At 37.2% G+C, this 26,556-nt stretch carries 19 protein-coding genes and 1 pseudogene; 7 read left to right on the forward strand and 13 right to left on the reverse strand.

The window, feature by feature from the left end:
- The first annotated feature begins 1 nt into the window (after nt 1).
- On the forward strand, nt 2–346 hold the full coding sequence (gene panD, locus L6469_RS02535) for an aspartate 1-decarboxylase (protein ID WP_006282296.1): 345 nt from the start codon (nt 2–4) through the stop codon (nt 344–346).
- Between the two features lie 140 nt (nt 347–486).
- On the opposite strand, the gene L6469_RS02540 is transcribed toward panD, so the two are convergent.
- The 9 genes from L6469_RS02540 to L6469_RS02580 all read right to left on the reverse strand — a co-directional run bounded on the left by L6469_RS02540 (nt 487) and on the right by L6469_RS02580 (nt 12,752).
- The gene (locus L6469_RS02540; protein WP_006282295.1) at nt 487–912 is read right to left on the reverse strand and encodes a biotin/lipoyl-containing protein; all 426 of its coding nucleotides are present in this window, start codon (nt 910–912) and stop codon (nt 487–489) included.
- 34 nt (nt 913–946) lie between these two features.
- Entirely contained in the window at nt 947–1,096 is a 150-nt protein-coding gene (locus tag L6469_RS02545) for a hypothetical protein (RefSeq protein WP_006282294.1), read from the reverse strand.
- A 29-nt stretch (nt 1,097–1,125) separates the two neighbouring features.
- Nucleotides 1,126–2,691, reverse strand: a complete 1,566-nt coding sequence (locus L6469_RS02550; protein WP_006282293.1) for an acyl-CoA carboxylase subunit beta — start codon at nt 2,689–2,691, stop codon at nt 1,126–1,128.
- Between the two features lie 69 nt (nt 2,692–2,760).
- Nucleotides 2,761–5,154: a carboxypeptidase-like regulatory domain-containing protein gene (locus L6469_RS02555; protein WP_006282292.1), complete on the reverse strand. Its 2,394-nt coding sequence runs from the start codon at nt 5,152–5,154 to the stop codon at nt 2,761–2,763.
- An 84-nt stretch (nt 5,155–5,238) separates the two neighbouring features.
- Nucleotides 5,239–7,452 carry a RelA/SpoT family protein gene (locus tag L6469_RS02560; RefSeq protein WP_006282291.1) on the reverse strand — a complete coding sequence of 738 codons (2,214 nt, stop codon included), beginning with the start codon at nt 7,450–7,452 and terminating at the stop codon, nt 5,239–5,241.
- 576 nt (nt 7,453–8,028) lie between these two features.
- Entirely contained in the window at nt 8,029–9,558 is a 1,530-nt protein-coding gene (locus L6469_RS02565) for a DUF4301 family protein (protein ID WP_006282290.1), read from the reverse strand.
- A 111-nt stretch (nt 9,559–9,669) separates the two neighbouring features.
- Nucleotides 9,670–10,383, reverse strand: a complete 714-nt coding sequence (locus tag L6469_RS02570) for a glycoside hydrolase family 25 protein (protein ID WP_223918695.1) — start codon at nt 10,381–10,383, stop codon at nt 9,670–9,672.
- Between the two features lie 136 nt (nt 10,384–10,519).
- Nucleotides 10,520–10,753 (reverse strand): hypothetical protein, encoded by a 234-nt coding sequence (locus L6469_RS02575; RefSeq protein WP_006282288.1) that lies wholly within the window; start codon nt 10,751–10,753, stop codon nt 10,520–10,522.
- 70 nt (nt 10,754–10,823) lie between these two features.
- On the reverse strand, nt 10,824–12,752 hold the full coding sequence (locus L6469_RS02580) for a RecQ family ATP-dependent DNA helicase (RefSeq protein ID WP_006282287.1): 1,929 nt from the start codon (nt 12,750–12,752) through the stop codon (nt 10,824–10,826).
- A 1,160-nt stretch (nt 12,753–13,912) separates the two neighbouring features.
- Here L6469_RS02580 and dcm point away from each other — a divergent pair.
- From dcm to L6469_RS02610, 6 genes are all read left to right on the forward strand, one after another.
- Entirely contained in the window at nt 13,913–15,253 is a 1,341-nt protein-coding gene (gene dcm, locus L6469_RS02585) for a DNA (cytosine-5-)-methyltransferase (RefSeq protein WP_006282286.1), read from the forward strand.
- Nucleotides 15,246–16,139 carry a hypothetical protein gene (locus L6469_RS02590; RefSeq protein ID WP_039870345.1) on the forward strand — a complete coding sequence of 298 codons (894 nt, stop codon included), beginning with the start codon at nt 15,246–15,248 and terminating at the stop codon, nt 16,137–16,139. The genes dcm and L6469_RS02590 overlap by 8 nt, the downstream gene beginning before the upstream one ends.
- 4 nt (nt 16,140–16,143) lie before the next feature.
- Complete coding sequence (locus tag L6469_RS02595; RefSeq protein WP_006282285.1) at nt 16,144–17,427, forward strand: hypothetical protein; 1,284 nt, start codon at nt 16,144–16,146, stop codon at nt 17,425–17,427.
- Nucleotides 17,427–19,391, forward strand: a complete 1,965-nt coding sequence (locus L6469_RS02600; RefSeq protein WP_006282284.1) for a DEAD/DEAH box helicase — start codon at nt 17,427–17,429, stop codon at nt 19,389–19,391. Before L6469_RS02595 ends, L6469_RS02600 begins: the two co-directional genes overlap by 1 nt.
- Nucleotides 19,360–20,295 carry a DUF3883 domain-containing protein gene (locus tag L6469_RS02605; protein WP_006282283.1) on the forward strand — a complete coding sequence of 312 codons (936 nt, stop codon included), beginning with the start codon at nt 19,360–19,362 and terminating at the stop codon, nt 20,293–20,295. Before L6469_RS02600 ends, L6469_RS02605 begins: the two co-directional genes overlap by 32 nt.
- 72 nt (nt 20,296–20,367) lie before the next feature.
- Nucleotides 20,368–20,739 (forward strand): type III restriction endonuclease subunit R, encoded by a 372-nt coding sequence (locus tag L6469_RS02610; RefSeq protein WP_143067135.1) that lies wholly within the window; start codon nt 20,368–20,370, stop codon nt 20,737–20,739.
- Nucleotides 20,740–21,126: 387 nt separating this feature from the next.
- On the opposite strand, the gene L6469_RS02615 is transcribed toward L6469_RS02610, so the two are convergent.
- From L6469_RS02615 to L6469_RS02630, 4 genes and pseudogenes are all read right to left on the reverse strand, one after another.
- A complete protein-coding gene (locus tag L6469_RS02615) occupies nt 21,127–23,826 on the reverse strand; it encodes a P-loop NTPase fold protein (protein WP_074802973.1) in 2,700 nt (899 codons plus the stop codon).
- 31 nt (nt 23,827–23,857) lie between these two features.
- Complete coding sequence (locus L6469_RS02620; protein WP_006282656.1) at nt 23,858–24,472, reverse strand: RloB family protein; 615 nt, start codon at nt 24,470–24,472, stop codon at nt 23,858–23,860.
- Nucleotide 24,473: 1 nt separating this feature from the next.
- Complete coding sequence (locus L6469_RS02625) at nt 24,474–25,754, reverse strand: AAA family ATPase (RefSeq protein WP_074802970.1); 1,281 nt, start codon at nt 25,752–25,754, stop codon at nt 24,474–24,476.
- Between the two features lie 473 nt (nt 25,755–26,227).
- Nucleotides 26,228–26,311 (reverse strand): annotated as a pseudogene (locus tag L6469_RS02630) (recombinase family protein); the annotation flags it as partial.
- Nucleotides 26,312–26,556: the final 245 nt, after the last annotated feature.

Genomic DNA, 26,556 nt, shown 5'->3' on the forward strand with positions numbered 1-26,556 from the left:
CATGCAAATCGAAGTGTTAAAATCAAAACTGCATTGTGCGACGGTTACTGAAGCTAACTTGAATTACATGGGAAGCATTACCATCGATGAAGATTTGATGGATGCTGCAGGATTGATTGCTGGCGAGAAAGTTCAGATTGTTGATAATAATAATGGTGAGCGTCTAGAGACTTATATTATAAAGGGTGAGCGTGGTTCTGGTGCTATTTGTTTGAATGGAGCTGCTGCACGTAAGGTTCAGGTTGGTGATACTGTTATTATCATAGCTTATGCAATTATGGATTTTGAAGAGGCTAAGACCTTTAAGCCAACTGTAATATTCCCAAAAGAAGGAAACAAGCTTTAAAAGAAATATAAATTGTCGAGAGCAGAAGTTAGAGTCGGTCGTTATTTAACGATTGGCTCTTTTTTTTGATGTTGAATGAATATAAAAAGGAATGAAGTTTTTGACTTCATTCCTTTATGAAATATTTTGATTTTTGGTTATTATTCGATAACAACCAGTGGATCTTCTTCGAGGACGGCCTGACCTACTTTTACGCAGATAGCTGTAACCTTACCGTCTTTTTCTGCTTCGATATTATTGGCCATTTTCATAGCTTCGAGAATAACTACTGTATCACCAGCCTTTACTTCCTGGCCCACTTCAACATTGATACCAGTGATGGTACCAGGTAATGGAGCTTTGATAGCGTTATTAGCATTGATGTTTGCTGCAGGAGTTGTATCTCCACTCTCTTCAGCAACAGGCTGACCCAATACCGGTTTTTTCTTTTCTGGCTCTTCAGGTTTCTCTAACTGCACCTGATAATTTTCGCCATTGACTGATACAGAAGCTACATAATTTTCATCAACTTCATTGATGGAAACATTGTATTCTTTTCCGTCGATTGTATATTTGAATTCTTTCATTGAATTTCTTCTTTAAATGTTATTGATGTATTGCTTATGGCCTAGGAGTAATACCAAATGGCTTAGCGTTCCATAAAGTTTCCTTTGGTTTAATAGTGATAATACCTGATTCCTTATCGTGAACATTATTGCCCTGGTATTCATAGATAGCCATAGCAATGGCTGCATATATATTCTTATCCATAACTATTGATTTTAGTATATGTGACTCGATTACATTGGCTCGCAACCATGCTTCTTAGCAGGAAGAGTCTGGCGTTTTGTACGGAGTTGTGCTAAACCGCGGCAGATACGGAAACGAGTGTTTCTTGGTTCGATAACATCATCGATGTAACCGAACTGAGCTGCCTGATAAGGATTTGCAAATTGCTCAGTATATTCATCTTCTTTTTCAGCGAGGAATGCCTTAACATCTCCACCTTCTTCCTTAACTGCTTTAGCCTCTTTACCACAAAGAATAGCAACAGCACCACTAGCACCCATAACTGCGATTTCTGCAGAAGGCCATGCGAAGTTGAGGTCAGCACGAAGCTGCTTGCAGCCCATAACAATGTGACTACCACCATAGCTCTTACGGAGAGTAATCGTAATCTTAGGCACTGTAGCTTCACCGTAAGCATAAAGCAATTTGGCACCATGCTGGATAACTGCATTGTACTCCTGACCTGTACCTGGTAAGAAACCTGGAACGTCTACCAAAGAAACAATAGGAATGTTGAATGCATCACAGAAGCGTACAAAGCGTGCACCTTTACGGCTAGCGTTAACATCGAGAACACCTGCGTATGCTGCTGGCTGGTTTGCAACGATACCTACACTCTGACCGTTGAAACGAGCGAAACCTGTGATTATATTTTTTGCAAATTTAGGCTGAACCTCAAAAAACTCGCCATTGTCGGTAACTGCTGCAATAACCTTATACATATCATAGGCCTGGTTAGGGTCTTCTGGGATAATAGCGTTCAAACTGTCATCCATACGATTGATAGGGTCTGTACATTCTGTGCGAGGAGCTTCTTCCATATTATTTGATGGAAGATAAGAAAGCAAAGTCTTAATCAACTCAAATACTTCTTCCTCAGTTTTAGCAGTGAAGTGAGTAACACCACTCTTAGAAGCGTGTACTGAAGCACCACCAAGATGCTCTGCATCGATATCCTCACCAGTTACAGTCTTTACTACCTTTGGACCTGTAAGGAACATGTACGATGTACCTTCCTTCATGATGATGAAGTCGGTAAGAGCAGGAGAGTAAACTGCACCACCGGCACAAGGACCCATGATGGCTGAAATCTGAGGAACTACACCACTGGCAAGAATATTACGTTCAAAAAGTTCACCGTAACCAGCGAGAGCTGAGATACCTTCCTGTATTCGTGCTCCTCCAGAGTCATTCATGCAGATAACAGGAGCACCCATTTTCATGGCCATATCCATAACCTTGCAGATTTTTTCTGCCATGGTCTCTGAAAGTGAACCACCATTAACGGTAAAGTCCTGAGCATAAACATATACTAATCGACCATCGATAGTTGCTGAACCGGCTACGACACCATCGCCGAGGTATTGTTTCTTCTCCATGCCAAAGTTATGACAGCGATGGAGCTTAAACATATCATATTCCTCGAAGCTACCTTCATCAACGAGCATGTCGATACGTTCACGTGCTGTGTATTTACCACGTGCGTGCTGTTTGTCGATAGCTTTTTGGCCACCACCAAGACGTGCCTGTTCGCGCTTAGCGATCAGTTCTTTAATCTTTTCTAATTGCTTACTCATAATATAATTTATATTATTTTTCCGTTTAGTCGTATTTTATAATAACCGTGCAAAGATACTAATATTTTATTAGAAATCAAAACTAATGCGCCCATTAATTTGTCGGCCTGTCAGATAGTTTGGTACGGCATATTGTTGGTTGGTGACATCTGTTATCCATATATAGCTGTTAACATTGTTGATATCGAAAAGGTTGAGGACGTCCAGTCCGAGCCATATATTCTTGAAGATGGTCTTCTTTTCACGCTTTTCATTGTCGAGTAATCGATAGCTCATACCTAAATCTACACGTCTGTAAGCTGGTGCACGGAAATTATTACGTTCTAATTCCTTGTGTGGTGCAGAGAAGGGTAGTCCATCGGCAACGGCTATGTTTAGATTAACTTTCCATTTTTCGGTACCAGGCATGTAGTCAGTGAAGAAGAGATTAATGGCATACCGTTGATCTGTTGGCAGTGGCATGCTTACGCCATTAAAATTCATGCGAGTATTCATCAGTGATAAACTAAGCCAGCTATCTGTTCCTGGTACAAATTCTCCATAGAGTTTCATGTCTAATCCCATGGCGTGTCCTGTGGCCTTATTGTCGCCATAATAGATAACCTGTACATTGTTGACAGAATATGGTACCAGATTTCGTAGTGCTTTATAGTACAGTTCACTACTAAATCTGTATCTGCGGTTGTTGAGTTTAAAACGATAGTCGTATCCTAAGATGAAGTGAATACTCTGTTGACTTTTGATTTTACGATTCAGGGTGGCTGTAGTAATACCATTTGTTATTGTAGTATCGCGCAGTTCCTTGAAAAATGGGGTCTGGTAGTATAAGCCTGTTGCTATGCGGAATGTTGTGTTTTCGCTGTAAGCAGGTATGATGCCGAGTGATACACGTGGGCTTAAAATAGTTTCTTTATTAAAGTTCCAATGGCTCATGCGCACACCATAGTTAAGCGTGAAATGGGTATGCTCGCCTTTGCTAGAAAAGCGGTAAGTATCTTGGGCGTATACCTCGATGCGATTTGCGTCAAGTGTATTTTGTGCTTTGAGCGAATAAATCATGTTGAGATCTGTACCTGTATGGGGTATGCTATACCCGGCAGAGTCGCGCATTTCATATTCAAGTGAGTTTTCCTCTACATGTTCTTTTTTCCAATTAAGTCCAGCTTCTACTTCATGTATTTTGCTTTTGTGTTGTAACATGAGTTTAGCGCTGAGAACATTTGCTTTCAGATAATTTCGTGTATGTTGGAAGTAGGTTCCCACACCTAAGTTTTGCGTTGTTTCTGTATCATCAAGCCAATATTGTCCTTGTATGTCGTATGTCTCTTGCTCTTTTGTGCTGAAGGCGCTACCTATAAGTGAAACACTTGTTTGTTTGTTGATAAAACGTGTAAGTCCGACAGTGCCGAAGTAGGTGAGAAAATGGTCTTTTTCTTCGCCGTCAAAATATACTCTGAATTTAGTTATATTTTCCAGTGTGCCAAAAGAGGTTTCTCTGTCTTTAGGCTTAAAATTGTAATGGTTATCAGAAATATTGCCAATAATATCAATTTTCCATCTTTCATTAGGACGATAGTTTAAGTAGGTTTGGAAATCAAGAAAATTGGGACGGTACTCACCGGAAGTCTCAGTACTTCCCATGAGATATTTATTGGTTTTATATCTTATAGAGTTGAGCCAACTTATTTTTTTTGTTCCAAATCCGAAATAAGTATCTGCTCCTAATAAACTAGCACTTATGTTTCCTTCGTGTGTAAATTTATGCCCGTTTTTAGGTGTAAGATTTTTGTAGGTGATATCTAATGCAGAACTCATTTTATCACCATATTTGGCAGCGAAGCCACCGGTAGAGAAATGAATACGGTCTACCATATATGGGTTGATGATACTAAGTCCTTCTTGCTGTCCAGAGCGAACAAGGAAAGGTCTGAATATTTCTACACCATTGATGTATACAGAGTTTTCGTTGAATGTACCACCTCTAACATTATATTGTGATGATAATTCAGAATGCGTAGAAACACCTGCTTGTGACTGTATAAGAGCTTCTACGGCATTGCCATTTGCCGATGGCATTTTTTTCAAATCTTCTTTATTCAGTTCTTGATTTTGGCCAGTTTGTATTCGCTCTCCTTGAACTTCAACTTCGCTTAGGGTGTTATCACTGAAAAGTTGAATTTGTAGGGTTTGTTTTCCTCTAGGTCTACGAAGAACTCTTGTCTTAGTCTTATAGCCTACCATTGAAAAGCGGATAACGACAGAATCTGCTGATTGTAAGGTTATGGAATATTCGCCCTTTAGTGAGGTCATTGTAACTTTACCTTGTTTTATACAAGCTACTGTGGCCAGTTCTACGGGGTTCATATCCTGATCCATAACCTTCCCTTGGAGTATGAATTGTTGAGCGATAGCCTGCAAGGCACTCAACCATATTATTGTGACGAATAAAATAGTTCTTTTCATTAGTATTATAACGTTACAAGGTGTGCATTATTGCATGATGCACACCTTGTAACTTACTTATTTATCTAGAGATGAATAACCTGTTTATAGTCTTGTAACTTGCTTAACACCTTTGATGGCACTTAATTTCTTGATCAGGGCATTAAGTTTACTGGTATCATCAAGTTGTACTACAATATTACCGGAAAAGAGGCCGTCATTACTGTCGATACGTATACTGCGCATCGTCAACTTGTCTTCTTTTGAGATAAGATTCGTAATGTTGCTTACGATACCAATGTCATCATTACCTACTATACGTAAGCTAATGGCATATTGACTGCTACCTTTTCCGCTCCATTTTGCTTTAACTATGCGATAGCCAAATCGAGAACGTAACTCTGGGGCATTCGGACAGTCAGTTCTGTGAATCGTGATACCACCATTAACCGTTACGAAACCGAATATAGAATCGCCATAGATAGGATGACAACATTTTGCAAGTTTATAGTCTATACCTTTTAAGTCTTGATCAATAGTCAGTACGTCTTCCTTCTGTTTGAGAACTTCTTCGTTTGGATTTTCAAACTCAAATTTTTCAGCACTCACAGCCGGAACGCCATCGCCTGTTTTTTCTTTGTGCTCTTGAAGTTCGATATATCGATCGATAACAGTATTAGGATCGAGTTTTTCTTCTGCGATATCTTTGTAGAAGTCTGAGTTTTCTTTGTAACCCATTTTTTTGATCACTTGTGCAATCAGACTTTCTTCCAAATCAACCTTCTTATTCTTAAATCTTCGTTCCAGAATTTCTTTAGCATAAAGACCTTCTTTGCGTTGGGTCTCTTTTAATGCTAGTCTTATTTTGGCTTTAGCTCGTGACGTCTGAACTATTTTTACCCATTCGTCTTTTGGCTTTTGATTGCTTTGTGTTAGAATCTCAATGGTATCACCAGATTTCATTGGTGTTCTGAAACTGACAGCTTTACCATTTACCTTACCACCGATACAGGTGTTACCTATGTTGGAGTGAATATGGTAAGCAAAGTCGAGTATGGTTGCACCTTTTGGAAATTTTAATAAATCTCCCTTTGGTGTGAAAACATAAACCTCGTCTTCATAGAGATCGAGTTTGAACTGATCCATGAGTTGCAAGTCATCTTTGCTTTCCAATGCAGAACGTATGTTAGCCAGCCAACCATCTATGCCTCCTTCACTCTTGATGCCTTTGTAACGCCAATGAGCTGCAAGACCATGTTCTGCGATTTCGTCCATTCTTTCTGTACGAATCTGACACTCAACCCATTTATTTTCTGGACCAAGAACCGTGATATGCAGACACTCGTAACCATTACTTTTAGGAACACTTAACCAATCGCGTAATCGTTTAGGGTTAGGTTGATACATGTCTGTTATAATGGAATATACCTGCCAGCATTGCATCTTTTCTTTATCAAAAGGAGAGTCAAGAATAATGCGGATAGCAAAGAGGTCATAGATACCTTCGAATCCACATTTCTGCTTTTTCATCTTTTGCCAAATAGAGTGTATACTTTTGGTTCTTCCTTTGATATGAAATTTTAATCCTGCAGCTTTCAATTTCTCTTCAACAGGTTTGATAAAACGAGCTATATAAGCATCACGTGTTGCCTTAGTCGCATTCAGTTTATCCTTGATCATATAGTAAGCATCATGCTCAAGGTATTTAAGAGACAAATCCTCTAGTTCACTTTTTAAAGTATACAAACCTAATTTATGGGCGAGGGGCGCATACAGATAACTTGCTTCTTCAGCTACTTGATGGCGGGCTTCTACGGCGTTAGTATCCCTAATCTGTCTCATGACGTTTACTCGGTCTGCTATCATAATCAGAATAACTCGCATATCTTCAGAAAACGATATGAGTAGATTACGGAAATTTTCACTTTCTATTACTGGGTTTTTCTTGTATAGATCATGTATGCGGACGAGCCCACGTATAATATGAGCGACGCTATCTCCAAATTTAGCTTGCATGTCGTCAATGGTATTATAACCATTGACTACGCTGTAATAAGCAAGTATAGATAATACACCATCGCGTTTTAAGTTAATCTCATCTACAGCTATTTTTGCTGTTCTTAGAGCATGAAGGATAGGGTTGAGTCCGAAAATGTCTCGTTGAAACTGCCCTCGTTCTAATCCTTCTTTGATGTGTTCGTATATTTTCTTTTCGTCATTTTCCTGAAGAGTGTCTCCGATGGCCTGCTTGACATGTTCAAGTAGCTGAGTTGTTTCTTCTCTCTCTTCAGCAGTGAATTCGAATTTTGTTTCGGACATAAGCTTTTTATGGTTTGTTTTCTACAAAGTTACTTAAAATTTTGAATATAGGCTCTATTTTTTAAACATTTAACTTGCTTTATTAGATAAGAACATCGCGAATTCAGAAATGTATGGAATAATTTCTATTTAAACATGATGATATGTGGATTTCATTTAATTTTGAGTTATTTGGTTGAAGCTGGTATTATCTTTGAAAAAGAGTTAAAACCTATAATTTGTAACGATATAGCTTGCTTTTTATTTTATTTTTATATATATTTGCAGCAAACTTAAGTAGAGCGAAAATATAAACAATAATTCATTTACTCACATACATTTAATATTAACTCATTTTAATCGTTTACATCATGAAAATTAATGACTCAAAAAAGCAAGTTATCTTCAAGGATTACTCAAAAGTTCATACAAAAAAAGAATGTTTAGAAGAGAAACTTGGTGGAGAAATCTGGTACAATTAAAGTACTATGAAACCTAAATCGCTATGGTACAACTGATAAAGGAAATTAAACTTCAACTTTAAGGATCTAAAAAAGGGGCTTTGATATCAATAATCAAGCCCCTTTTTGTATTGTTTTATGCTTTGCCTTGATGAGCGTCTCTTAGTAAGTCGTTGACAGTTTTTACTGGGTTGAATGTGCTTAAAGGCACTTCTACAAATACTGTGTTCCAGTCGCTCATGCTACCATTCCAAAGTCCTGGCAACTCTAGTGCTTTCAGTTGTTTGCCATTCTTACTCTTACTGCTGATAAACCCTGTCGTTTCATCTACGTATTTTGGCAAATCAAACTTATTACCTTTGTAGTCTTTTGTAGCACAAACCAAATCTACCGGGTTGAAATGAGTGCCGTTTTTAAACATTTTAAGGTATTCTTCGTTATTTTGATCAATCTGAGAAGATTCAAGAATCTGTAAGCTGATAGTACCGTCTTGATTGTATGTAAGGAACGGACCACCGCCAGGTTCACCTACATTTTTAACGACACCGCATACACGCATTGGTCGGTTAAGCTTTTTCCGTAAGTAGATGACTAAATCTGCATCTTCTAATTCTTTAATATCTGTTCTTCTGCAGCATAGATCGCGCTGAATAAAGCGAATAATTTCTTCAAGTTTATCGTGGTTATAGCTACCACTATCGAGAATTTGAAGATATTCAAAAGCTTTTTTCTGCAATGAGATAAGTACACCTGCAATAACCTGTTTCCAAGTTACGGTATCTTGCTTCAGTCTGTCTGGAACAACATTGTCGATATTCTTAATGAATATGACGTCGGCATCAATAGCATTTAGATTCTCGATAAGTGCGCCATGGCCACCTGGACGGAACAAAAGTGAGCCGTCTTCGTTACGGAATGGAGTATTATCCTCATTGGCAGCTATAGTATCGGTACTAGCTTTTTGTTCAGAAAAAGAAATATTATATTTGATGCCAAACTTCTTCTCATAGATAGGAGCTTTGTCTGCTACCATTTTTTCGAAAAGTTCTAAATGGTCATGACTAACGGTGAAGTGTATATTTGCTTCCCCGTTTGAATTTGCATAAAGTGCAGCTTCTACTAGATGTTCTTCCATAGGTGTACGTACTTCATTCTCATCATATTCATGGAATTGCAGTAGACCCTTTGGCAATTGACCATAGTTTAGGCCTTTGGCTTCAAGCAAATTAGCTATAATATTTTTAAAATTGCCTTCACTGATAAGTTCTTCGATATGCTTGCCATTTTCATTCTTCACGCATTGAGCATCAAGAGCTTTGTAGAAAGCAAACTTCTTAATATTATTAAAGAAATTTTTTTCGAAATCTGTAGTTGGAACGTTATAGTCAGCACTTAAGAATTCAAATAGATTCTTAAACATACGGCTTGCTGCACCTGAAGCAGGTACAAATTTCAGAATTTTGTGTCCTTCGTTCTTGTAGTCTTCCCATGTGCTGATATATGCCTTCTGTTCTGCATCAGCAGGAGCTATAATGCCTTTGTTGATAGCTGCGGCACCTTCAAGCTTTAAAAAGGGAAAACCTGTTTTAAACTGGTTGAGTTGCTTTTCAAGTTTGGCTTCAGAGATACCTCTAGCCTTGATTTGGTCTAAATCTTGTTGATTCATATGAGTTAGTTTAATGATCAATGTTTTCGCTACAAATGTAGACATTTTTTTTAAAAATAGAATGATAAAACCTAGAAATATTCAGTCAAAAAGTAAAAATGGTAAAAATTTTTATTTATGCCAAAGAATTTCTTCTACATTCATTCCTTCTGCAAATCGATTTAGGTCAACCCAATTCCATATACCAGGTATTCTACCTTTTCTGGAAAATTGCCATATGTCATAGGTTGGTTCTCCAGGCAAGACAGGTTTGCCACTATAGCTGGCAATAAAGTGTAAGTATTCATCAAATTCAGGTGATAAATAATCTTTATAGTACGAGGCGCTGCAATAGATAATAGGCTGTACACCATATATCATTTCGCAAGCGCGAATAAAGCCTTTCAGATGGGATTGTATCTGACTGCGACTCCAACCAAAAGTTCCATCATCCTCGACGTCTATAACAGGTCTTAAATCTTGTTCGCTTTTATTGATAACATGATAAAAATGAAGGAATTGTAGTTCTCCTAGTGAACCTTTACTTAGGAAATGATATGATCCAACTTTGAATCCATGTTTGCGGGCATTCTTGATGTTTTCCTCGTAGCAGGGATCATTAAGTGTCAGTCCTTCAGTAGCCTTGATATAAATAAACTGAATATGTGTGTTCTTTTTCAACTCATCCCATCTTATTTTTCCTTGATGACGTGATATATCGATACCATCGTAGTCTCCAGAATAGCTTCCACTTGTTTGATCTTGGTAAGGCCATTTTTTATCGTATCTTATTTCGGTTATAAAATTCCAGGGTGCGATATAAAATGTAAAGAATATTAAAGCCAAAATTATAAAAGTGGCAGTGTATATCTTTTCTTTATTTGTTTTCTTTTTTCTTTTTTTGTTCATTGCAAAAAAAGCACCAGATTAGCTTTGTAACCTAGTGCTTCATATTATGTATTAATATTATTTCCTATTGTTTTTATTCAGCGTCTGCAGAATCTACAGCATCGAAGCCATTTGTGCTGTTGTTAGCCATGATTTCACGAATGTTAAGCTCATGGTTGCCGTTTGCCTCCAAGTGCTCTTTAAACTCTTCCCAACCTTCTTCCTCTTCTGGAGCGTGTTCAAATGGAAGTGCTTTATATTTAAATTCACAAATAGCCCAACCGACAAGGGCTACAACGATAAGTCCGATAACAATTTCTAATCCCATAATATTTATTTTTTCTGTAGTGCAAAATTAATAGTAAAAAATGAAATAACCAAATTTATCTTTGGTTTGTTTATGATTCTTTGAGATATTTCTTGATGGCGTCAATGAATATCTGTCCATATTTTTTTGTTTTGTATTCACCTACGCCATCGATAGCTCCAAACTGTTCGATTGTTGTTGGTTTGATAGTAGCCAGAGTGTGTAGCACTTTATCATTAAGGACGATATATGCTGGATAGCCTTGTTCTTGGGCCAAATCCAGTCGTAGCTGTCTTATTCTTTGGAACAGAGCGTTGTCTTCTTGTAGTCCAAGTTGTGCGATAAGTTCTGTAGATTTCATATTGCCGTTGGTAATTTTGGTTCTAGCGATATTCATTCTTGTAGAACTTTCAATTTGGGCTTTTAAGCCTAATTGGACTGCACTAAGATGTGCTTTCGGTACACCTTTAGTGGCAGAAGAATGTTTGTTGGGTGCATACTCTGTACTTCTGTCAATGACAGCTAGTTGTACTTTTCGTTTTCCACGTAAAACATCCCAACCTAATGATGTGATTTTAAGTGCATTATGTTGATTGTAAGCAATTTCAGTAAATCCCATTTGCATCATCTGCAGAATATAGTCTTGCCAGTCATCACTGCTGGTTTCTTTACCAACGCCAAAGGTCGGCAACTGGTCGTAATGCAAACGCATCACGGTGCTGCTATGTAGTCCTCTTAATATCTCGATACATGTGCTGACACCGCACATCTCGTTTGTACGTGCAACAGCGCTAAGTGCTTTTTGTACAATAACAGTGCCTTCAAACTTTTGTGGTGGATTTTCGCAGATATCGCAGTGCTTACATTCGTGTGCAGTTTGCTCACCAAAGTAGTTGAGAAGTATGCGTCGACGACATACTTGAGCTTCTGCATACTCTTGCATTCTTTTTAATTTTTCCATATTAATGCCTTGCTGTCCGCTATCTTCTGCAAATTTTCGTAACTGAATGATATCGGCAAGACTATAGAAGAGTACTGTTTCTGCAGGAGCACCGTCGCGCCCAGCTCTACCGATTTCCTGATAAAAACTTTCGATGCTTTTGGGCAAATTATAATGTACTACCCATCTTACATTACTTTTGTCGATACCCATACCGAAGGCTATAGTTGCACATACCACTTGTATTTGATCCATCTTGAATCCTTCTTGAATTCGAGCTCTCTCTTGTGTGCTCATACCTGCGTGATAGGCTTCACAATTGATGCCGGTAGAAGCAGATAGTTCTTCTGCAACTTTTTCAGCATTTTTGCGTGAAAGGCAGTAGATGATGCCAGCTTCGCCAGGGTGTCGTTGCATTAAACGAGAAATGTATTGCAGTTTTTCTTTTTTGCGATAACCTCGCTTTACGGCAAGTGACAAATTAGGTCGGTCAAAACTGCTGATGAAGGTTCTGCCGTTTAGATGAAGTAGTTTTACGATATCCTGTCGGGTCAGTTTGTCGGCAGTTGCTGTAAGTGCCATGACCGGTATTCCGGGGAAACTTTCGTGAATGATTCCCAGATTAGCATATTCTGGTCTGAAGTCATGTCCCCATTGGCTGATACAGTGAGCCTCGTCTATCGCAAATAAAGAAATCTTAATACTTTTAAATAGATAAGGAATTTCGCTCAATAGCTTTTCTGGTGAAACGTAGATCAATTTGAGGTCACCAGATAAGCATCTGCGTCGAATTATTGTTTCTTCTTCAGGGTTATTCTCTGAATTGAGAGCTTCTGCAGGGATACCGTTGGCTTTAAGAGCTTCTACTTGATCGTGCATCAGCGAAATGAGAGGTGATACAATGACAGCTGTTCCAGGCATAGCCAATGCTGGAATTTGGTAACACAGACTTTTACCGCCACCAGTAGGCATCAAAACAAAACAGTCTTTGCCTGCCATTACCTCATTGATAATATCTTCCTGATTTGGTCGGAAAGAATCATATCCGTAATATTTCTTTAATATCTCCTTGGGAGTCATTATTGCTTTTTTTGTCGAATTGCAAAGATACTTATTTTTTTGTGATAATATGATATGTTTCCTTAATTATGTGCGGAGTTTTGCCTAAATACTTTGTTTATTTCAAGTTTTCGTGTAGATAGAATTATGATTTAGAAATAATGTAATAAGCGATCAAGTTGGAATCTTTTGAATTAAATTGACAGGAAGTGCTTCGTGGCTTGCATATTTGGAGTTTGATATGTTGTATGCCTCAAATATTCAAATTTTCGCAGTTTTATGTAAATACTTGATATATAGTATATTATCCTTTTTTTTGTTTTGGCGATTTGACAAGATGTTTGATCAAAGCATAGGTTTTACGGCTTAAAACCATAAGGTTTATGTTGTAAAACCATAGTAGTTATCAGTTAAATGTATGCTTTTACCCATCAATAACTATGGTTTTGTCGCAAGTGCATGTGTGGTGTAGTGGTGGAATGTAAATAGGGTAGACCAAAAGTTGAATATTTCGAGCTAGATTGCAATTTTCGTAGATCTCACTTTTTTGCTATTTTATTTAACAAATGACCATAATGAACTTTGATATAATTTTCTCGCAAAGACGCAAAGTATAGAAGTAAGAAGTAGTAGGGAAGTAAGGTAAAGAGATATAGTTGTATTAAAAGTATAAAATGACTAAGAAAAGAAAAATTTGTTTAGCAAAATTCTTCATCTCTTTCTAAGAGACGGATATTGAGTACAAAGGTACTCTTTTTTTTGCAAAATGCACATTTTTATGCCCAAAAAACGGGGTTTAGTCATAGTTTATTTATCATTTGTTTAGCAAAACGCATCATGTCATCCTTGTAAACGCTTGTATATCAGAGTCTTTTTACTTTGCTCCGTCTCTTAGAAAGAGACGAATGGAGTTCAATCCATTTTGTGTTTCAATCGAGTCGCGGATATTCTCGATAAAGACCACCAAAAGCCGTAAGGCAAAAAATGAATAATAATTGAGCTCCCTTGCTGTGTAAAAAGGGCTTGGTCGCCTGTCGAGACACAGTCGGGGAGTTCTGTTTTTATGTAGACATGAGTACAACATTTTCACAAACTGGGAAGGGAATGCTTTTAAGAAAAAAGATAGATGTGGCAATAGGGTAGTCCTGGTTATGATGTGAAATCATGCTGAACAGAATATTATGATTGATTATATTGATTTGTTTGCAGGGTTAGGTGGCATTAGAATTGGATTTACTCAAGCAGCTAATGAACTAGGGCTTGAGTCAAGATGTGTATTTACCTCCGAGATAAAAGACTCTGCTTTATGTGCTCTTAACCACAATTTTCCTGGAGAGAACATTATAAAAAGAGATATTACGAAAGTTGCAAGTGATGAAATTCCTCACTTCAACATTTTACTTGGCGGATTTCCTTGTCAGGCATTTAGCTTTGCAGGTAAACAGAGAGGATTTCTCGATACAAGAGGAACCTTATTTTTTGAAATAGAGAGGATTTTAAGAGATCATTTGAATGATGTTGACGGATTTCTCCTTGAAAATGTAGAAGGTCTATTAAAGCATGACAAAGAAAACAGAAATGATGAAATTGGCAAAACCCTTACTGTTATCTTAAATGTCTTACGGAGTTTAGGGTATAACACAAAGTATATATTGCTTGATGCTTCAGACTTCGGAATACCTCAGAAGAGGAAAAGAGTGTATATAGTTGGTTGCAAAAAACGTTTCGGAGAGATAAATCTTGAATTCAATAATCCAAAGATTAAAACGGTTGAAGGATGTATTGAACACGGTCTGCCTGTCCTTGATAACAAATTCACCAAATTGCTTCTTAGCTATTATTCTCCGAAGAAGTTACAAGGCAAATTTTTGAAAGACAAAAGAGGCGGCAAGTTCAATATTCATAGCTGGGATTTTGATTATAAAGGTGCAACAACAAAAGAACAGAAGGAACTTCTTAATAAGCTATTTAAACAGCGTAGAAGAAAAGAATGGGCAAAGATAATCGGCATAGATTGGATGGACGGAATGCCATTGACTACAGAACAAATTCGCACCTTCTTTGACAAACCCAATTTGCAAGAACTTTTGGACGATTTGGTTGAAAAAAAATACCTCGTATTAGAGCATCCTAAAAAGAAGGTTATTACAACAGTTAATGGCAGTTCTTATTCAGAGCGCATTTATGATGAAACTAAACCCAAGGGATATAACATCGTAACAGGAAAGCTGTCTTTTCCAATCAGTCATATTCTTGATAATAAGGGACAAGCACCAACAATAGTTGCGATGGATATGAATAACTTAGGGGTGATTGACGGCAAAGGAATTAGGCGTCTCACCCTACGTGAGGGATTACGCCTTTTTGGATATCCTGAAGATTATTCTTTAGACTTTTATAATCAAGATGCAAAAGGAATTAGATTGGGATATGACCTTCTTGGAAATACTGTGTGTGTTCCTGTTATAAAAGCTGTGGCAAATAGATTACTTCACCAAATATACATTCTCCACCATGAGTAAAATAAGTCAAAGAGATGCACTCAGAACTACCACAATGTTTCTGTGTGACAGTCAAATAGAGGCCTATTATGACAATCTCCTTAATAAACAAGTTCAAGCCCTTAAAAGAACTTTGAGCGGGATTGGCACAATAGAGGGATTGAAAAAATATGTTCGTTCTGAAAAGAACGCAATTGACAATATAATAACACTTCTAGGTATAAGTGGAGAAAAGTTCAAAAGAGTCGTCTCTTGGATTAGGCTTTCGAAAGGATATACATTTGATTCTGAATGGTCTTCGTCTTCACTTAGGTCAAAGATGATTGAAGATGAGCGATTGATGGAAGAATTTTGCGAATTGTTTATCAATGGATATGTAAGTCCAAAATTCTCTTCTATCGTACCACACTTTATTCTACAAGATTTCAGAATAGATGATGAAGTCATGAGAAGACTTACAAGCGACGATTTCGTTAGGAATCTTGTCAAGGATAAAGTCACGACAGAGTACAACACAAGATATGCAGATTTATATGTTAAAACTTTGTATTCAAAAATCAAGGAAATCGCACTTAATCATGGAATAGAATTTCGCAAGATGCAGATTCCCGTTTATTCAGAGGAAGAACTTGCTTTAACATATGCTGGAAAGTATATTGTTATCAATCATCATTTCTATCTTACCACAAGTTCGAGCCAAACAGCATATTATGACAATGTAATAAAGCCAAAATATAAAAAAGCCCAGAGCTTTAATAATATAATTGTTATCAATATATTAGACGGAGCTGGATGGGTAGGAAGAGCTGCAGATTTCAGGAAAATCTATGCTGATTGCAACTACTTCCTTAACTTAAAGTCACTAGATAAATTAAACGATATTATTACAGAATTCTTTAATATATAAAGTTATGACTGCTGAAGAAAGAAAATTAAAAATTAAAGAAATTGGCGAAGGTAAACCTGTCGGTACTGGAACTAAGCTTAAATATCAAGGCGAAATCCGAGAGTTTAATGTTTATAAGATTCCTTTGGAGTTCTTAGCTTATAATGTAGAGAATGGCCGTATCAGTAGCTTGGTAAAGTCCTATAAGCGCGAGCATGGCGATTTGGACATGACAAAAGATACTGATGCACAGAAGGTAGCACAATTTCTGTTTGAATCGAGCGAAGAACGTAATAAAAAGACCATGCGTGACCTTGCTCAAAATGGTCAGCTGGAGCCTGGTATTATTACTATGGACGGTGTTATCGTTGATGGCAACCGTCGTGCGTCTTTGCTTAGAAGAATAACAGAGTCAAGGGAGTTTGACCAAACGACAAAGGATAAGTGCTCATACTTCTTGGCAAGAATACTCCCCGAAGATGCTGACGAAAAGGAAATCCTTCGTTTGGAAACATCTTATCAGATGGGTGCAGATTGCAAAGTAGATTATAATCCTATCGAAAAATATCTGCATACACGTGACATGTACGATAAGAGTTTTTCAATAGAGCAAATTGCAGAATACATGGGACTATCTTCAAGCAAAGAAGTCTTATTAAATTTGGAAATCATGGAGCTTATTGACTCTTATCTTGACACATATGGCTATACAGGAATATACACCAGATTGCCAAGAGGTTGTGAAGATGATTTCTTGAAATTGAACATAGCCCTAAAGAAAATAAGAAGTGGTAAAATATCATGGATTCAGTCTGATGAATTAGATGAAGTTGAAAACGACCTCAGACTGATATGCTTTGATTTTATTCGCCTTGAAGAGAAGGGTGATTTTGATTTTAGAATGTTGGCTTCAACCGCAAGTAGCAATTTCTTGGCGGATGAAAAAACATGGCATTCGTTTGTTGATTCATATTATGAAACATCAGCCGACGAAGAAGAATCAACAGAAGAAGTTTTAAATCGTGCTACCAATGACGAAGAGGCAAAACGTCTTCTCAACCAGCGAGATAATCAATGGAAGAACAATGTCAGAGAGCATTTGATGGATTCTTTCCGAGACTGTAAGAATCAACTTGAAAATAAGAAGGAAAAAGATAAACCTGTAGCTCTCCTTAAGAAAGCAATAAACGCACTTTCTGAGATAAATACTGAGACTCTTGCTTCTGCAAACAATAAAGAGGATTTGTTAGAAAAAGCTTCAGAGATTCAATCACTTATCAAAGATATTGAAACTTCATTACACGACTAATGAACCAACTAATTCTTTCTTCATCAACAGAATCAAAATATATATTGACAGGAGCAGTCAATTTGCTTCTGTCAAACAGACGTGCCAGAACCCTTTTGAAGGTAAAGTTGGATATATCAGAAGAAAGTGACCGTATTTTGATTAATTCTGATGAACCCATTGAACGTGTTGCACACCTGTTAGGATTAGCAGCTAAGTATATTAATGCGGAAATAATATACGATAATGAAATCGCCTCAGATATTCAAGACTTCCATATCAAGGAACTTGAATTTCAGGAATTTGGCGAAAAAGCTCGGTCAATCAAGAATAACAATTGTGTGATACAAGATTTTGATGCATTTGCAAAGAGCTTAGAGTCAAATATGGCTAACAGACGATTATATCCATTGCAATTATTGTCTGCATACCATATGGCATTTTCACAAAATGCTTGCAATTTTTCGGTACCAGGTGCAGGCAAGACAAGCATAGTTTATGGAGCCTATACTTATCTGAAGAATTTGCCAGAATCATCCAATAAAAAGGTCGATAAAATTATGATTGTTGGACCACTAAGCGCATTCGGACCATGGGAATCAGAATACGAAGAGTGTTTTGGCTTTCCTGCAACATGCAAACGTATCAATGGAGCCTTATCATCGGAAAGTAAGAAGCAGTATTTTTATGGTGAAACAGCAGAAGTTATATTAATAAGTTATGCATCTGTTGTCGGTATAAAAGAATCTCTAAAATACTTCCTTAAAAATAATCGTGTAATGGTTGTTTTGGACGAAGCTCATAAAATTAAAAACACTAATGGAGGTATTACGGCTACTTCTATTATGGAGTTAGCTCCATTTTGTAGTGCCAGAGTAATATTGACTGGTACACCGGCACCTAATGGATATGAAGATTTGTACAACCTATTTCATTTTATATGGCCAAATGTGGATGTTCCAAAATATACAACAGGACAATTACGTGATATGACACGTAATGCGAATGATTCCAGGGTTCCAAATCTGATAAAAAACATTGACCCCTATTATATCAGAATTAAGAAAAGCGACTTGAACATTCCCAATCCTGTCGAACATGACCCTATTTTAGTTCCGATGAAGGATGCCCAAAGGAGAATATACGAGTTTATTGAAGAACGCTTTGTTGAAGAAGTTGAAAACCGAGAGAGTGACATTCATTCTGTTTTAGTAAGGGCGAAAGCAATCAGATTACAACAAGTTGCAACTAATCCTATTTTATTAAGAGCTCCTTTGTCACAGTTTACAGAAGAAGCTGGTGTTGATTTCTCTACCGTAGAGCAGGAAGACTCAATGATTATGTCAGATGTAATGCGGTATTACGAAGATGAAATCCCTGCTAAATATGAAGTTTGTGCACAATTAATCAATGATATTATAAAAGACGGGGGTAAGGTTGTTGTATGGGCTATCTTCATTAAAACTATAGAAACTTTTCAATCATATTTAGATTCTATTGGCATCAAGAGTCGGGCACTTTATGGTGCAACTCCTGTTGCAACAGATGGAATGACGGAAGATGATGTCAATTATGAACTGACAAGAGAGGCTATTATCAAGGAATTCCATAATCCTGATAGCGAATTTAAAGTTATAATTGCAAATCCTTTTGCTGTTGCGGAATCTATTTCTTTGCATAAAGCCTGTCATAACGCAATATATTTAGAGCGTTCTTTTAATTGTGCTCATTTTGTCCAATCAAAAGATCGAATTCATCGTTATGGGTTGGGTCCAGATGTTGTTACAAACTATTATTATCTTATATCCCAAGATACAGTAGATTGCACAATTAATGACAGACTTCACGAAAAAGAAGCAAGAATGATTGCAATTATAGAATCTGCACCGATTCCATTATTTAATAATCTCAATGATGATGGAGACGAAGATATTAAAGCAATAATAAGGGACTATGTTAGACGAAAGAATAGAAAAATTCAGTGAAATAGCAGATTGCAAAGGTCTGTTCTTTGTTTGGCAAAGTATTGGTCATGGAGTTGTTTCTATAAACTCTTTGATTCAACTTCGTGCCCATCATAAAGGGAAATTATGTTTGAATATTCTTCCAACATTGTTATTGCTGGAAGAAATGGGATATATAACCATTGAAGATGACAACATACAAGTTGTTTCTATAATGAACGACTATGGTGATGAAGAAGAATTCGCTACTCACTTTTCTGAAATATTAGTTGATTATCTTGTTGATGAAGAGGTGATTTCTTTAGATTCGCTTAAATATAGAAGTCAAGAAGATAGCTTTATCTTAGCAAGAAACGGCATTAAATACAAACATGCCTCCTATAGAAATCTTCTTCTTTCATTAGGTATATTAACAAAGCAGGATGATGGTTTCTATTTGTTTGAGAAGAAACTAGATAAAATAATAGAAATCGCCCCAACTAAAAACAAAAAGAAGTCCGAAGAACGATTATTGCAAGAATTAGAACAGCAGCGTATTGAAGGTCTTGCTGGTGAATTGTTTGTTTTGCAATATGAGCGAAAACGATTAGCCGAGCATCCCCAAAAGGACAAAGTTAAGCAGATATCAATTATTGATGTAGCAGCTGGGTTTGATATAATTTCATTTGATGATGTCTTATCGACGAAATTAAATAGATTTATAGAAGTGAAAACATTTAGGGGGATTCCTCATTTTCACTGGTCTGTAAATGAGATTAGGGTTTCTAAGATTCGCGCAGAACACTATTATTTATATCTGGTGGATTACGATAAAATCAAAGATCTAGATTATGAACCAACTGTAATTAAAAACCCATCAGTGTTCTTTATAGATAATGAAGAATGGAATATAACTCCCGATTCATTTTTATATGAGCATATATAAATTGTAAACCTAAAGTTTGACAGTGAGATTTTCAGCCCATCTGCTCTGAGAGATCGTTTAGGTGTGAATGCTATGGAGTCGCACAAATCTCTCTACGACCTTGTGGGAGTTGACTCAAAAGGTATTGAGATGAACTTCGCTAATCAGTTGGAATCACGTAACGAGGTGGCTGCCTATACGAAGTTGCCAAACGGCTTCTACATCAATACGTCGATGGGAAAGTACAATCCAGATTGGGCAGTCGCCTTCAAGGAAGGAAGTGTTAAGCACGTCTATATTGTGGCTGAGTCTAAAGACAATGCCCTTCAGGGCTCTAAACTCCGAGGTTCAGAGGAAAGCAAAATCGAATGTGCCCGTCGTCACTTCAAAGCCATCAGCGATAACGGTTACATCTACGATGTCGCCAAGGACTACAAGTCATTGTATGATATTTTGACAAGTTAGTTCTGTGTATATGATTTCGGGCGGAAACTGATGAAATGATGTGGTTTCCGCCCGATTGTCAAAAATGTTGCTATTTATAAGCTTCTTCTATTTCTTTTCCTGAGAAAGTACAACATGCCTTTCCTCATAGGCAACACCTCTCCGTACTGTTTACAATCCTCCAGCCTTTTCCTTTCTTACATTCTCATCCGAATTGTATATATATCATCACTGCATACAGACATCATAGATGCATTGGACTGTCTGCAACGGAGTTCGTCGCGAGTAAGTATACTCTTCTCATTATCTGAGAATAGTATTAGGTCGCATCTTGATTTATATTGTTGATTTATTATCTCTGTAATACCTTTCTTCTAACTAATTTCAAAGGAGCAAAGATTAATACTCCTATTTTAATCGGCTATTCAAAGAGCTAAGAATTGAACCAAGTTCTTTCCTAATATCAAATAACCATGCAATGTTCAAATTAATCTCATCTAATTTTGTTATAGCTTCATGTACAACACCTATTCGTTCCTTTATTTCTTCTTGAGACGATTCATCTGTAATACAAGTTAATGAATTGATTGCATACCAAATATTTTGGCCTTGCTTTAACAAGTTCGCCTCTTTATTCAAACCGCAGTCAATTTTTTCTTGGACATTTCCTTGATTATCAAATTCTATCGGATTGTATTTGTTGTGCTTGTACAGTTCCCAAAAGTTTCTAACAAGGTTCATATTCTCAACCCCTTTAGTTTCACAATCGGAAATGAATTTTTCAAATTCTGTTGCATTTCCAAAGATCTGTCCCCAGAATGGCTCACATGCGATTGTGTTGAATTCAGGATTAGGTGACACACCACCTAAGAATACAAACCCATTAAAATAAATATCAGGATGAGCAATAATTCGTTGTTTGCAAGCATTAAGGCAATCTCTATCCAATATGATGCGACGAGATGACTGTTCCATATGATCAATACAATCATACAACCATCCTTTCATAACCTGCAAATCATCAAACTCAGGACATATTTTTAGGAACCGATTCTTTATACTTGGCCAAACATCAGCATCTTTGATGAGTTGTTCATCTTCTTTTATCTTATGAGTTTGAAAGGCAGAATGAATAAGTCTAGCTAATTGAAGATTACTATCTTTTTCTACATCTAAAATTATTTCCAAAAGCCGCTGTTTATAGGTTTCCATATCAAGATTATACTTTCTGTCATAGCCTTCAAGATAGGAGAGAGATATCAATCTCATAAACAACCAATACGCCTTTGATTTAGGCCGTTTAACTGCAAGATAAGCAATGACATCGGCAAATGTTAGATAGGCCTCGCCACTACTAAACAAATCCTTATTAAAAAGATATAACAAATAAGCTATAATGTCGTTCAATTGATTCTCGTTTTTTGCCCATTCATCAATCTTTCTGTATGCCTCAGTTGTTGTACAATGGAAGATTGATTCCATCTCGCTGATACGCATAGTACCATATATCTGGTTTACAAAATAGTTGTCAAAACTTTGTGCATCAAAGATATGCTTGTAAGTTTCGACATGATATCCACTTCTTTCATCTTGTTTAGGGAATAATTTCACAAGCAAAGATTTAATCTTGCATTCTTCATCTATATCCTTCTTCAAATAATAACGTTGTCTACTAGAGAAGAACCCACCTGTTTCTATAAATTGCTTCCTGAATAGTTTAGTATACTCGTCATGATATTTATATTTTATCAACTGAACCAAAACATATTCGTATAGTTTTACATCGCCTCTTACCAACCTATAGTCCATAAGGAATTGGTTGATAAATCTTTTAGCATCTCTCAAAGTTGGCAAGTATTCCTTCAGAATGTTCTCTAGATCATTTAAGGTTTTCTTGATGGAAGATGCTTCGTGTGTTTTTGCATCTAACTTGCTGCACAGTTTGTCACTTATGTAGTTTGTAATGTAAGAATACGGACGTGATGGAATAACAAATTCAAAATTGAAGAATTTGTCCACAAAGCATGCATCATCTGTATTATTGCTTTCTCCAAGTGCTTTATTAACCTGGTTCTTATCATATGCCGTCAGGAAAACAAGATTAGTAAAAGCCGCATTACTATCTATCAACTTCAGTACTTCAAGTATTTCTTCTTTCGACAATCTGTCAAAATCATCAATAAGAACTAAAACCTTTTTCTCAATATGAGCAAAAGACTTCTTCAGTTTATCTTTTAAGTCCTCCTTATCCCATATCCTATAAAAACTCACTACTTTTTCAATTACACCTCTATTATCTATCAATTGTAGAGATGACATGTAGTCTTTCATTACACTGCTGCATCCGCTATCGTATTTCGACAACACACAAGTAATCAGACTGAAAAAGTCTTCTTGGATGGTTTGATATGATTTACTATCACGTGGATTGAAGTATACAATCTCAAAATCGTTGCCAGAAAAATTCTCCTTGATTAAGTTCAAAAATGAAGTCTTTCCTGCGCCCCATTGAGCCGTAATTGCCAGACTCCAAGTTTTAGTCTTGTCCAAAGACAAAATCTCACCAGCAATCTTTTTAGCCTCTTCTGCCAGATCTAAAATATCCTCATTTTTTCCTTCTATCGGCCAATCTCTGATAATTCCATCACTTGGAGTATATAGGCTATCTTGTTTATTTGCGTTTATCCTAATTTTATTTGTGATGGCTACAATGAGATAGGAAAGTCCAGCAACAATACAAATGTCAACATAAGACACTAGCCAAAGCCATGGAACATAATTGTACAATCCAGTGAAACGGTATCTCAATGTTACGAATAGAATACAGAAAAGTACGAAGGTCCATCTACCATCAAATCTATAACGATAACTCCATTTACGCTTTATATCAGACGCGACAACAAATACCAAAATACAAACCAATACGAAGCTAAACGCATTTGCTTTAAATTCAGAGAGGATAGGTATGACCATTTCGTCAAACAAGCATTTCAGATCATCTTCATAGCTTGTCATTATAAAAGCAAAAGACAGAAAAGCTATTATATATTGCAAATATGACTTATTGCTCTTAAGTTCATTTAGATATTTCTTAAACGTTTTCTTCATAATCGAATATTTTTTTGTAGCAAACGATAGTTTACACTACTTCCAATTCTTTCAACTCTTCCATCAAGCTCCCCAGCTCTGAGTATGTATAATTTCTACCATTCTTCAGTTTCTCATCCATTGAACGTTTGGCATTGGCGATAGCTTTTTCGAGACTGCCACCATTGCGCTCAAAGTAACCGTGAAGTCCTTTGGTCTTGATGAAGAATTCTATCGTCTTCCGATACTCCACACATTGATTCAGGTCTTTGAGTAAAGGCTCTTGTGCTTCGTATGGACGTGAGGTGTAGCGGAAATAGTATAGGAAGAACAGTTCTGTGCAGCGGTGAGTCTCGAAGAACTCCACCTCGCAGTAGATACCTTTCTTGGGCTTGTTGATAGGCTTGGCATACTTTGCCTTTAGTTTCTGATATTGGGAACGCTCAGGCTCCTTGTCCTTCGTGTCCATATCGATGATGCAGAAGATATGGTTGTAACCCATTGCCACGCCCTCAGCTATCTTGGCTTCCAGTTCCTTGATGTTGGTATGCTTCGGATAGTCTGGTTTAATGGTCAGACGTTTGAACACGTCGCATAAGGACTTGAAATAGAAAAATTCCGTTGGCCCTTCACCCAGGATGAGTGCTGTCTGTCGTAGTTTTCCCATATCAGTCCTCCAAGTTTATAAAGATACTGCCCAGTTCTGGCTTGGCTCCCAATCGACCAATACGATATGAATTGTAAAGCGACAGGTTTTTGTGCAAGCCGAAGGAGTCGCCACGAGCATATTCGGATGAAGCTGTCTCTTTGTTCTTCTCGACAAACCACACCACACCTCGGTTCTCATTTATCATATCCTGTGACAGAAGGGTGGTCTCCTGACTCGTGATAATCAGCTGCGACTTATCGGAGTTGAAGATGAAGACGTTGAGGTAGTAGTACAACAGGTCGTTGTGCAGATCCTCGCCCAGTTCATCAAGATAGTACACGTGAGGACTCGTTATCAAGTCGTATAGGGCATCCAATATGCGGATATACTTCTGAGTACCCTTTGACTGCCATTTGAACGGAATATCAAAGTCACCATTGTCGGAATGGTTCAAGAAGGTGATGGAATCTGTGGTTGGCTTCAAAAGCACATCTTTCATCTCCTCGGGGATATTCTCTTTCTGGATACGCTCGCGGAAATCATTGGGTACAATGCGGTCTTCTACGACGGGACGATATTTCAGAATGTTCAAGTCGGCCTTCTGAAGCATCGTATTATAGAACTTACGCTTCTTTGAATTACTATAAGCATCTTTCAAGATCTCGACAAGTCCCTTTTCTACATTGCCGTCCACATCGTGATAATTGGCCATAATCCAAGCGTGAAGTGTGTTGAATGGAGCTATGTCTTCTTTCAAGGCAGCCTTTCGGCAAACAGATAACACACTGTGGTTGTTCAGTGTGTTTTCACGGATGCTTTCCTGTGTCTTGACTTGCAGTTTGAGACTCGCACCAAACTTGATGTCTGCCTGTACATTCTCGCCCACAAAACTGCGCTCATAGAACAGCGATTTCGATTTGTTTGGATAATAGTACAAGGCTTCACTTAAAATGTGCTTGCCGTTGAACTTGACATTGTAATCATATCGGGTGCCATCGGCATAGAATGACACGTGCATTTCCGTTGGCTCATCTTTGGTGAGCACGAAGGGAATGCAACCGCCAATTTCGACTGCCGCATCCGTCTTTGGCAAGACCAACAGACGGAATACCTCATTCATGGCAAGCAGCATATTCGACTTGCCCGAAGCGTTTGAACCATAGAGGATGCCTAACTTATACAAGAACACACCATCAGCAACTTCGGTGACAAGTTCCGAAGATGGTCCCTTGGCCACGAAGCTTAATTCCTGCTTGTCGCGAATGGAAAGATAGTTCTTTACCCAAAACTCTCGTATCATACCGCAATATTTTATCTATTATCGTAATTTTGCTACAAAAAAACAAATAATTTCTGAAATGGACACCACATTTATTATTCATTTCCGTAATTACGGTACGTTTTTATGTATATTTAACTATAAAATAGATGCCGATATAGCAAATTAGCACCAGTTTATGCTCCGAAGTAGTTATCCGATAGCTCATTCTTTCTCTTTCACATCAGCAACACGACTGAATTGGTAGAAGTTCGCGATACCCCTCTTGACATATTCTCACGCGCGTAATATAAATATGGTATTATCATCGTCCTCAAACTTATACCCCAAAGCCAGTAGGTTGTTCAAAGTTAAACTGCGACAGTCCGTCGCAGTTTAAAATCTCCATCGAAGGAAACATCCATTTTAAGTCATAATAACAACTCAAATTCTGCACATTTTAGTGATTTTTGCGGTTTCGTAAAGTTAAAAGTGTTAAATCTTTGACTTTTTTATCGCTCACAGAATCTGTTAATTTCGAAACGTTGGTTTTCTACCGTCTGTTTGTCGCTGCTTACTCTAATATAACCGTAAATCATTTTTTTATTATTTTTGTCCATGTATCGTGAACTCTTCGAACTTTACATAGTCAATGTAAACCCTGTCTATGATATTATTCTTTTGCTTACTTTGTAAGTGATTGAAAATCAATAATAAAGATGTAAAAAATATCTCAGATTGCCAACTTTTTATATGACTATATTATCCAGAAATGGGGTATTATATGTTTTCCTATTTATATTCGAAAAGTTGAAAGTTTCGTGAAAATAATTTGTTTGTTACA

Origin of the sequence: Segatella baroniae B14 (assembly GCF_022024235.1) — a bacterium.
Classification (GTDB): domain Bacteria; phylum Bacteroidota; class Bacteroidia; order Bacteroidales; family Bacteroidaceae; genus Prevotella; species Prevotella bryantii.

What these genes read in the sequence shown, in the direction of transcription:
- L6469_RS02580 (WP_006282287.1), bottom strand. Translation starts at nt 12,752, where the DNA reads ATGACTCCCAAGGAGATATTAAAGAAATATTACGGATATGATTCTTTC.
- dcm (WP_006282286.1), top strand. Translation starts at nt 13,913, where the DNA reads ATGATTGATTATATTGATTTGTTTGCAGGGTTAGGTGGCATTAGAATT.
- L6469_RS02550 (WP_006282293.1), bottom strand. Translation starts at nt 2,691, where the DNA reads ATGAGTAAGCAATTAGAAAAGATTAAAGAACTGATCGCTAAGCGCGAA.
- L6469_RS02540 (WP_006282295.1), bottom strand. Translation starts at nt 912, where the DNA reads ATGAAAGAATTCAAATATACAATCGACGGAAAAGAATACAATGTTTCC.
- L6469_RS02545 (WP_006282294.1), bottom strand. Translation starts at nt 1,096, where the DNA reads ATGGATAAGAATATATATGCAGCCATTGCTATGGCTATCTATGAATAC.
- L6469_RS02560 (WP_006282291.1), bottom strand. Translation starts at nt 7,452, where the DNA reads ATGTCCGAAACAAAATTCGAATTCACTGCTGAAGAGAGAGAAGAAACA.
- L6469_RS02595 (WP_006282285.1), top strand. Translation starts at nt 16,144, where the DNA reads ATGACTGCTGAAGAAAGAAAATTAAAAATTAAAGAAATTGGCGAAGGT.
- L6469_RS02625 (WP_074802970.1), bottom strand. Translation starts at nt 25,754, where the DNA reads ATGATACGAGAGTTTTGGGTAAAGAACTATCTTTCCATTCGCGACAAG.
- L6469_RS02605 (WP_006282283.1), top strand. Translation starts at nt 19,360, where the DNA reads ATGTTAGACGAAAGAATAGAAAAATTCAGTGAAATAGCAGATTGCAAA.
- L6469_RS02615 (WP_074802973.1), bottom strand. Translation starts at nt 23,826, where the DNA reads ATGAAGAAAACGTTTAAGAAATATCTAAATGAACTTAAGAGCAATAAG.
- L6469_RS02555 (WP_006282292.1), bottom strand. Translation starts at nt 5,154, where the DNA reads ATGAAAAGAACTATTTTATTCGTCACAATAATATGGTTGAGTGCCTTG.
- L6469_RS02600 (WP_006282284.1), top strand. Translation starts at nt 17,427, where the DNA reads ATGAACCAACTAATTCTTTCTTCATCAACAGAATCAAAATATATATTG.
- L6469_RS02620 (WP_006282656.1), bottom strand. Translation starts at nt 24,472, where the DNA reads ATGGGAAAACTACGACAGACAGCACTCATCCTGGGTGAAGGGCCAACG.
- L6469_RS02610 (WP_143067135.1), top strand. Translation starts at nt 20,368, where the DNA reads ATGGAGTCGCACAAATCTCTCTACGACCTTGTGGGAGTTGACTCAAAA.
- L6469_RS02565 (WP_006282290.1), bottom strand. Translation starts at nt 9,558, where the DNA reads ATGAATCAACAAGATTTAGACCAAATCAAGGCTAGAGGTATCTCTGAA.
- L6469_RS02575 (WP_006282288.1), bottom strand. Translation starts at nt 10,753, where the DNA reads ATGGGATTAGAAATTGTTATCGGACTTATCGTTGTAGCCCTTGTCGGT.
- panD (WP_006282296.1), top strand. Translation starts at nt 2, where the DNA reads ATGCAAATCGAAGTGTTAAAATCAAAACTGCATTGTGCGACGGTTACT.
- L6469_RS02590 (WP_039870345.1), top strand. Translation starts at nt 15,246, where the DNA reads ATGAGTAAAATAAGTCAAAGAGATGCACTCAGAACTACCACAATGTTT.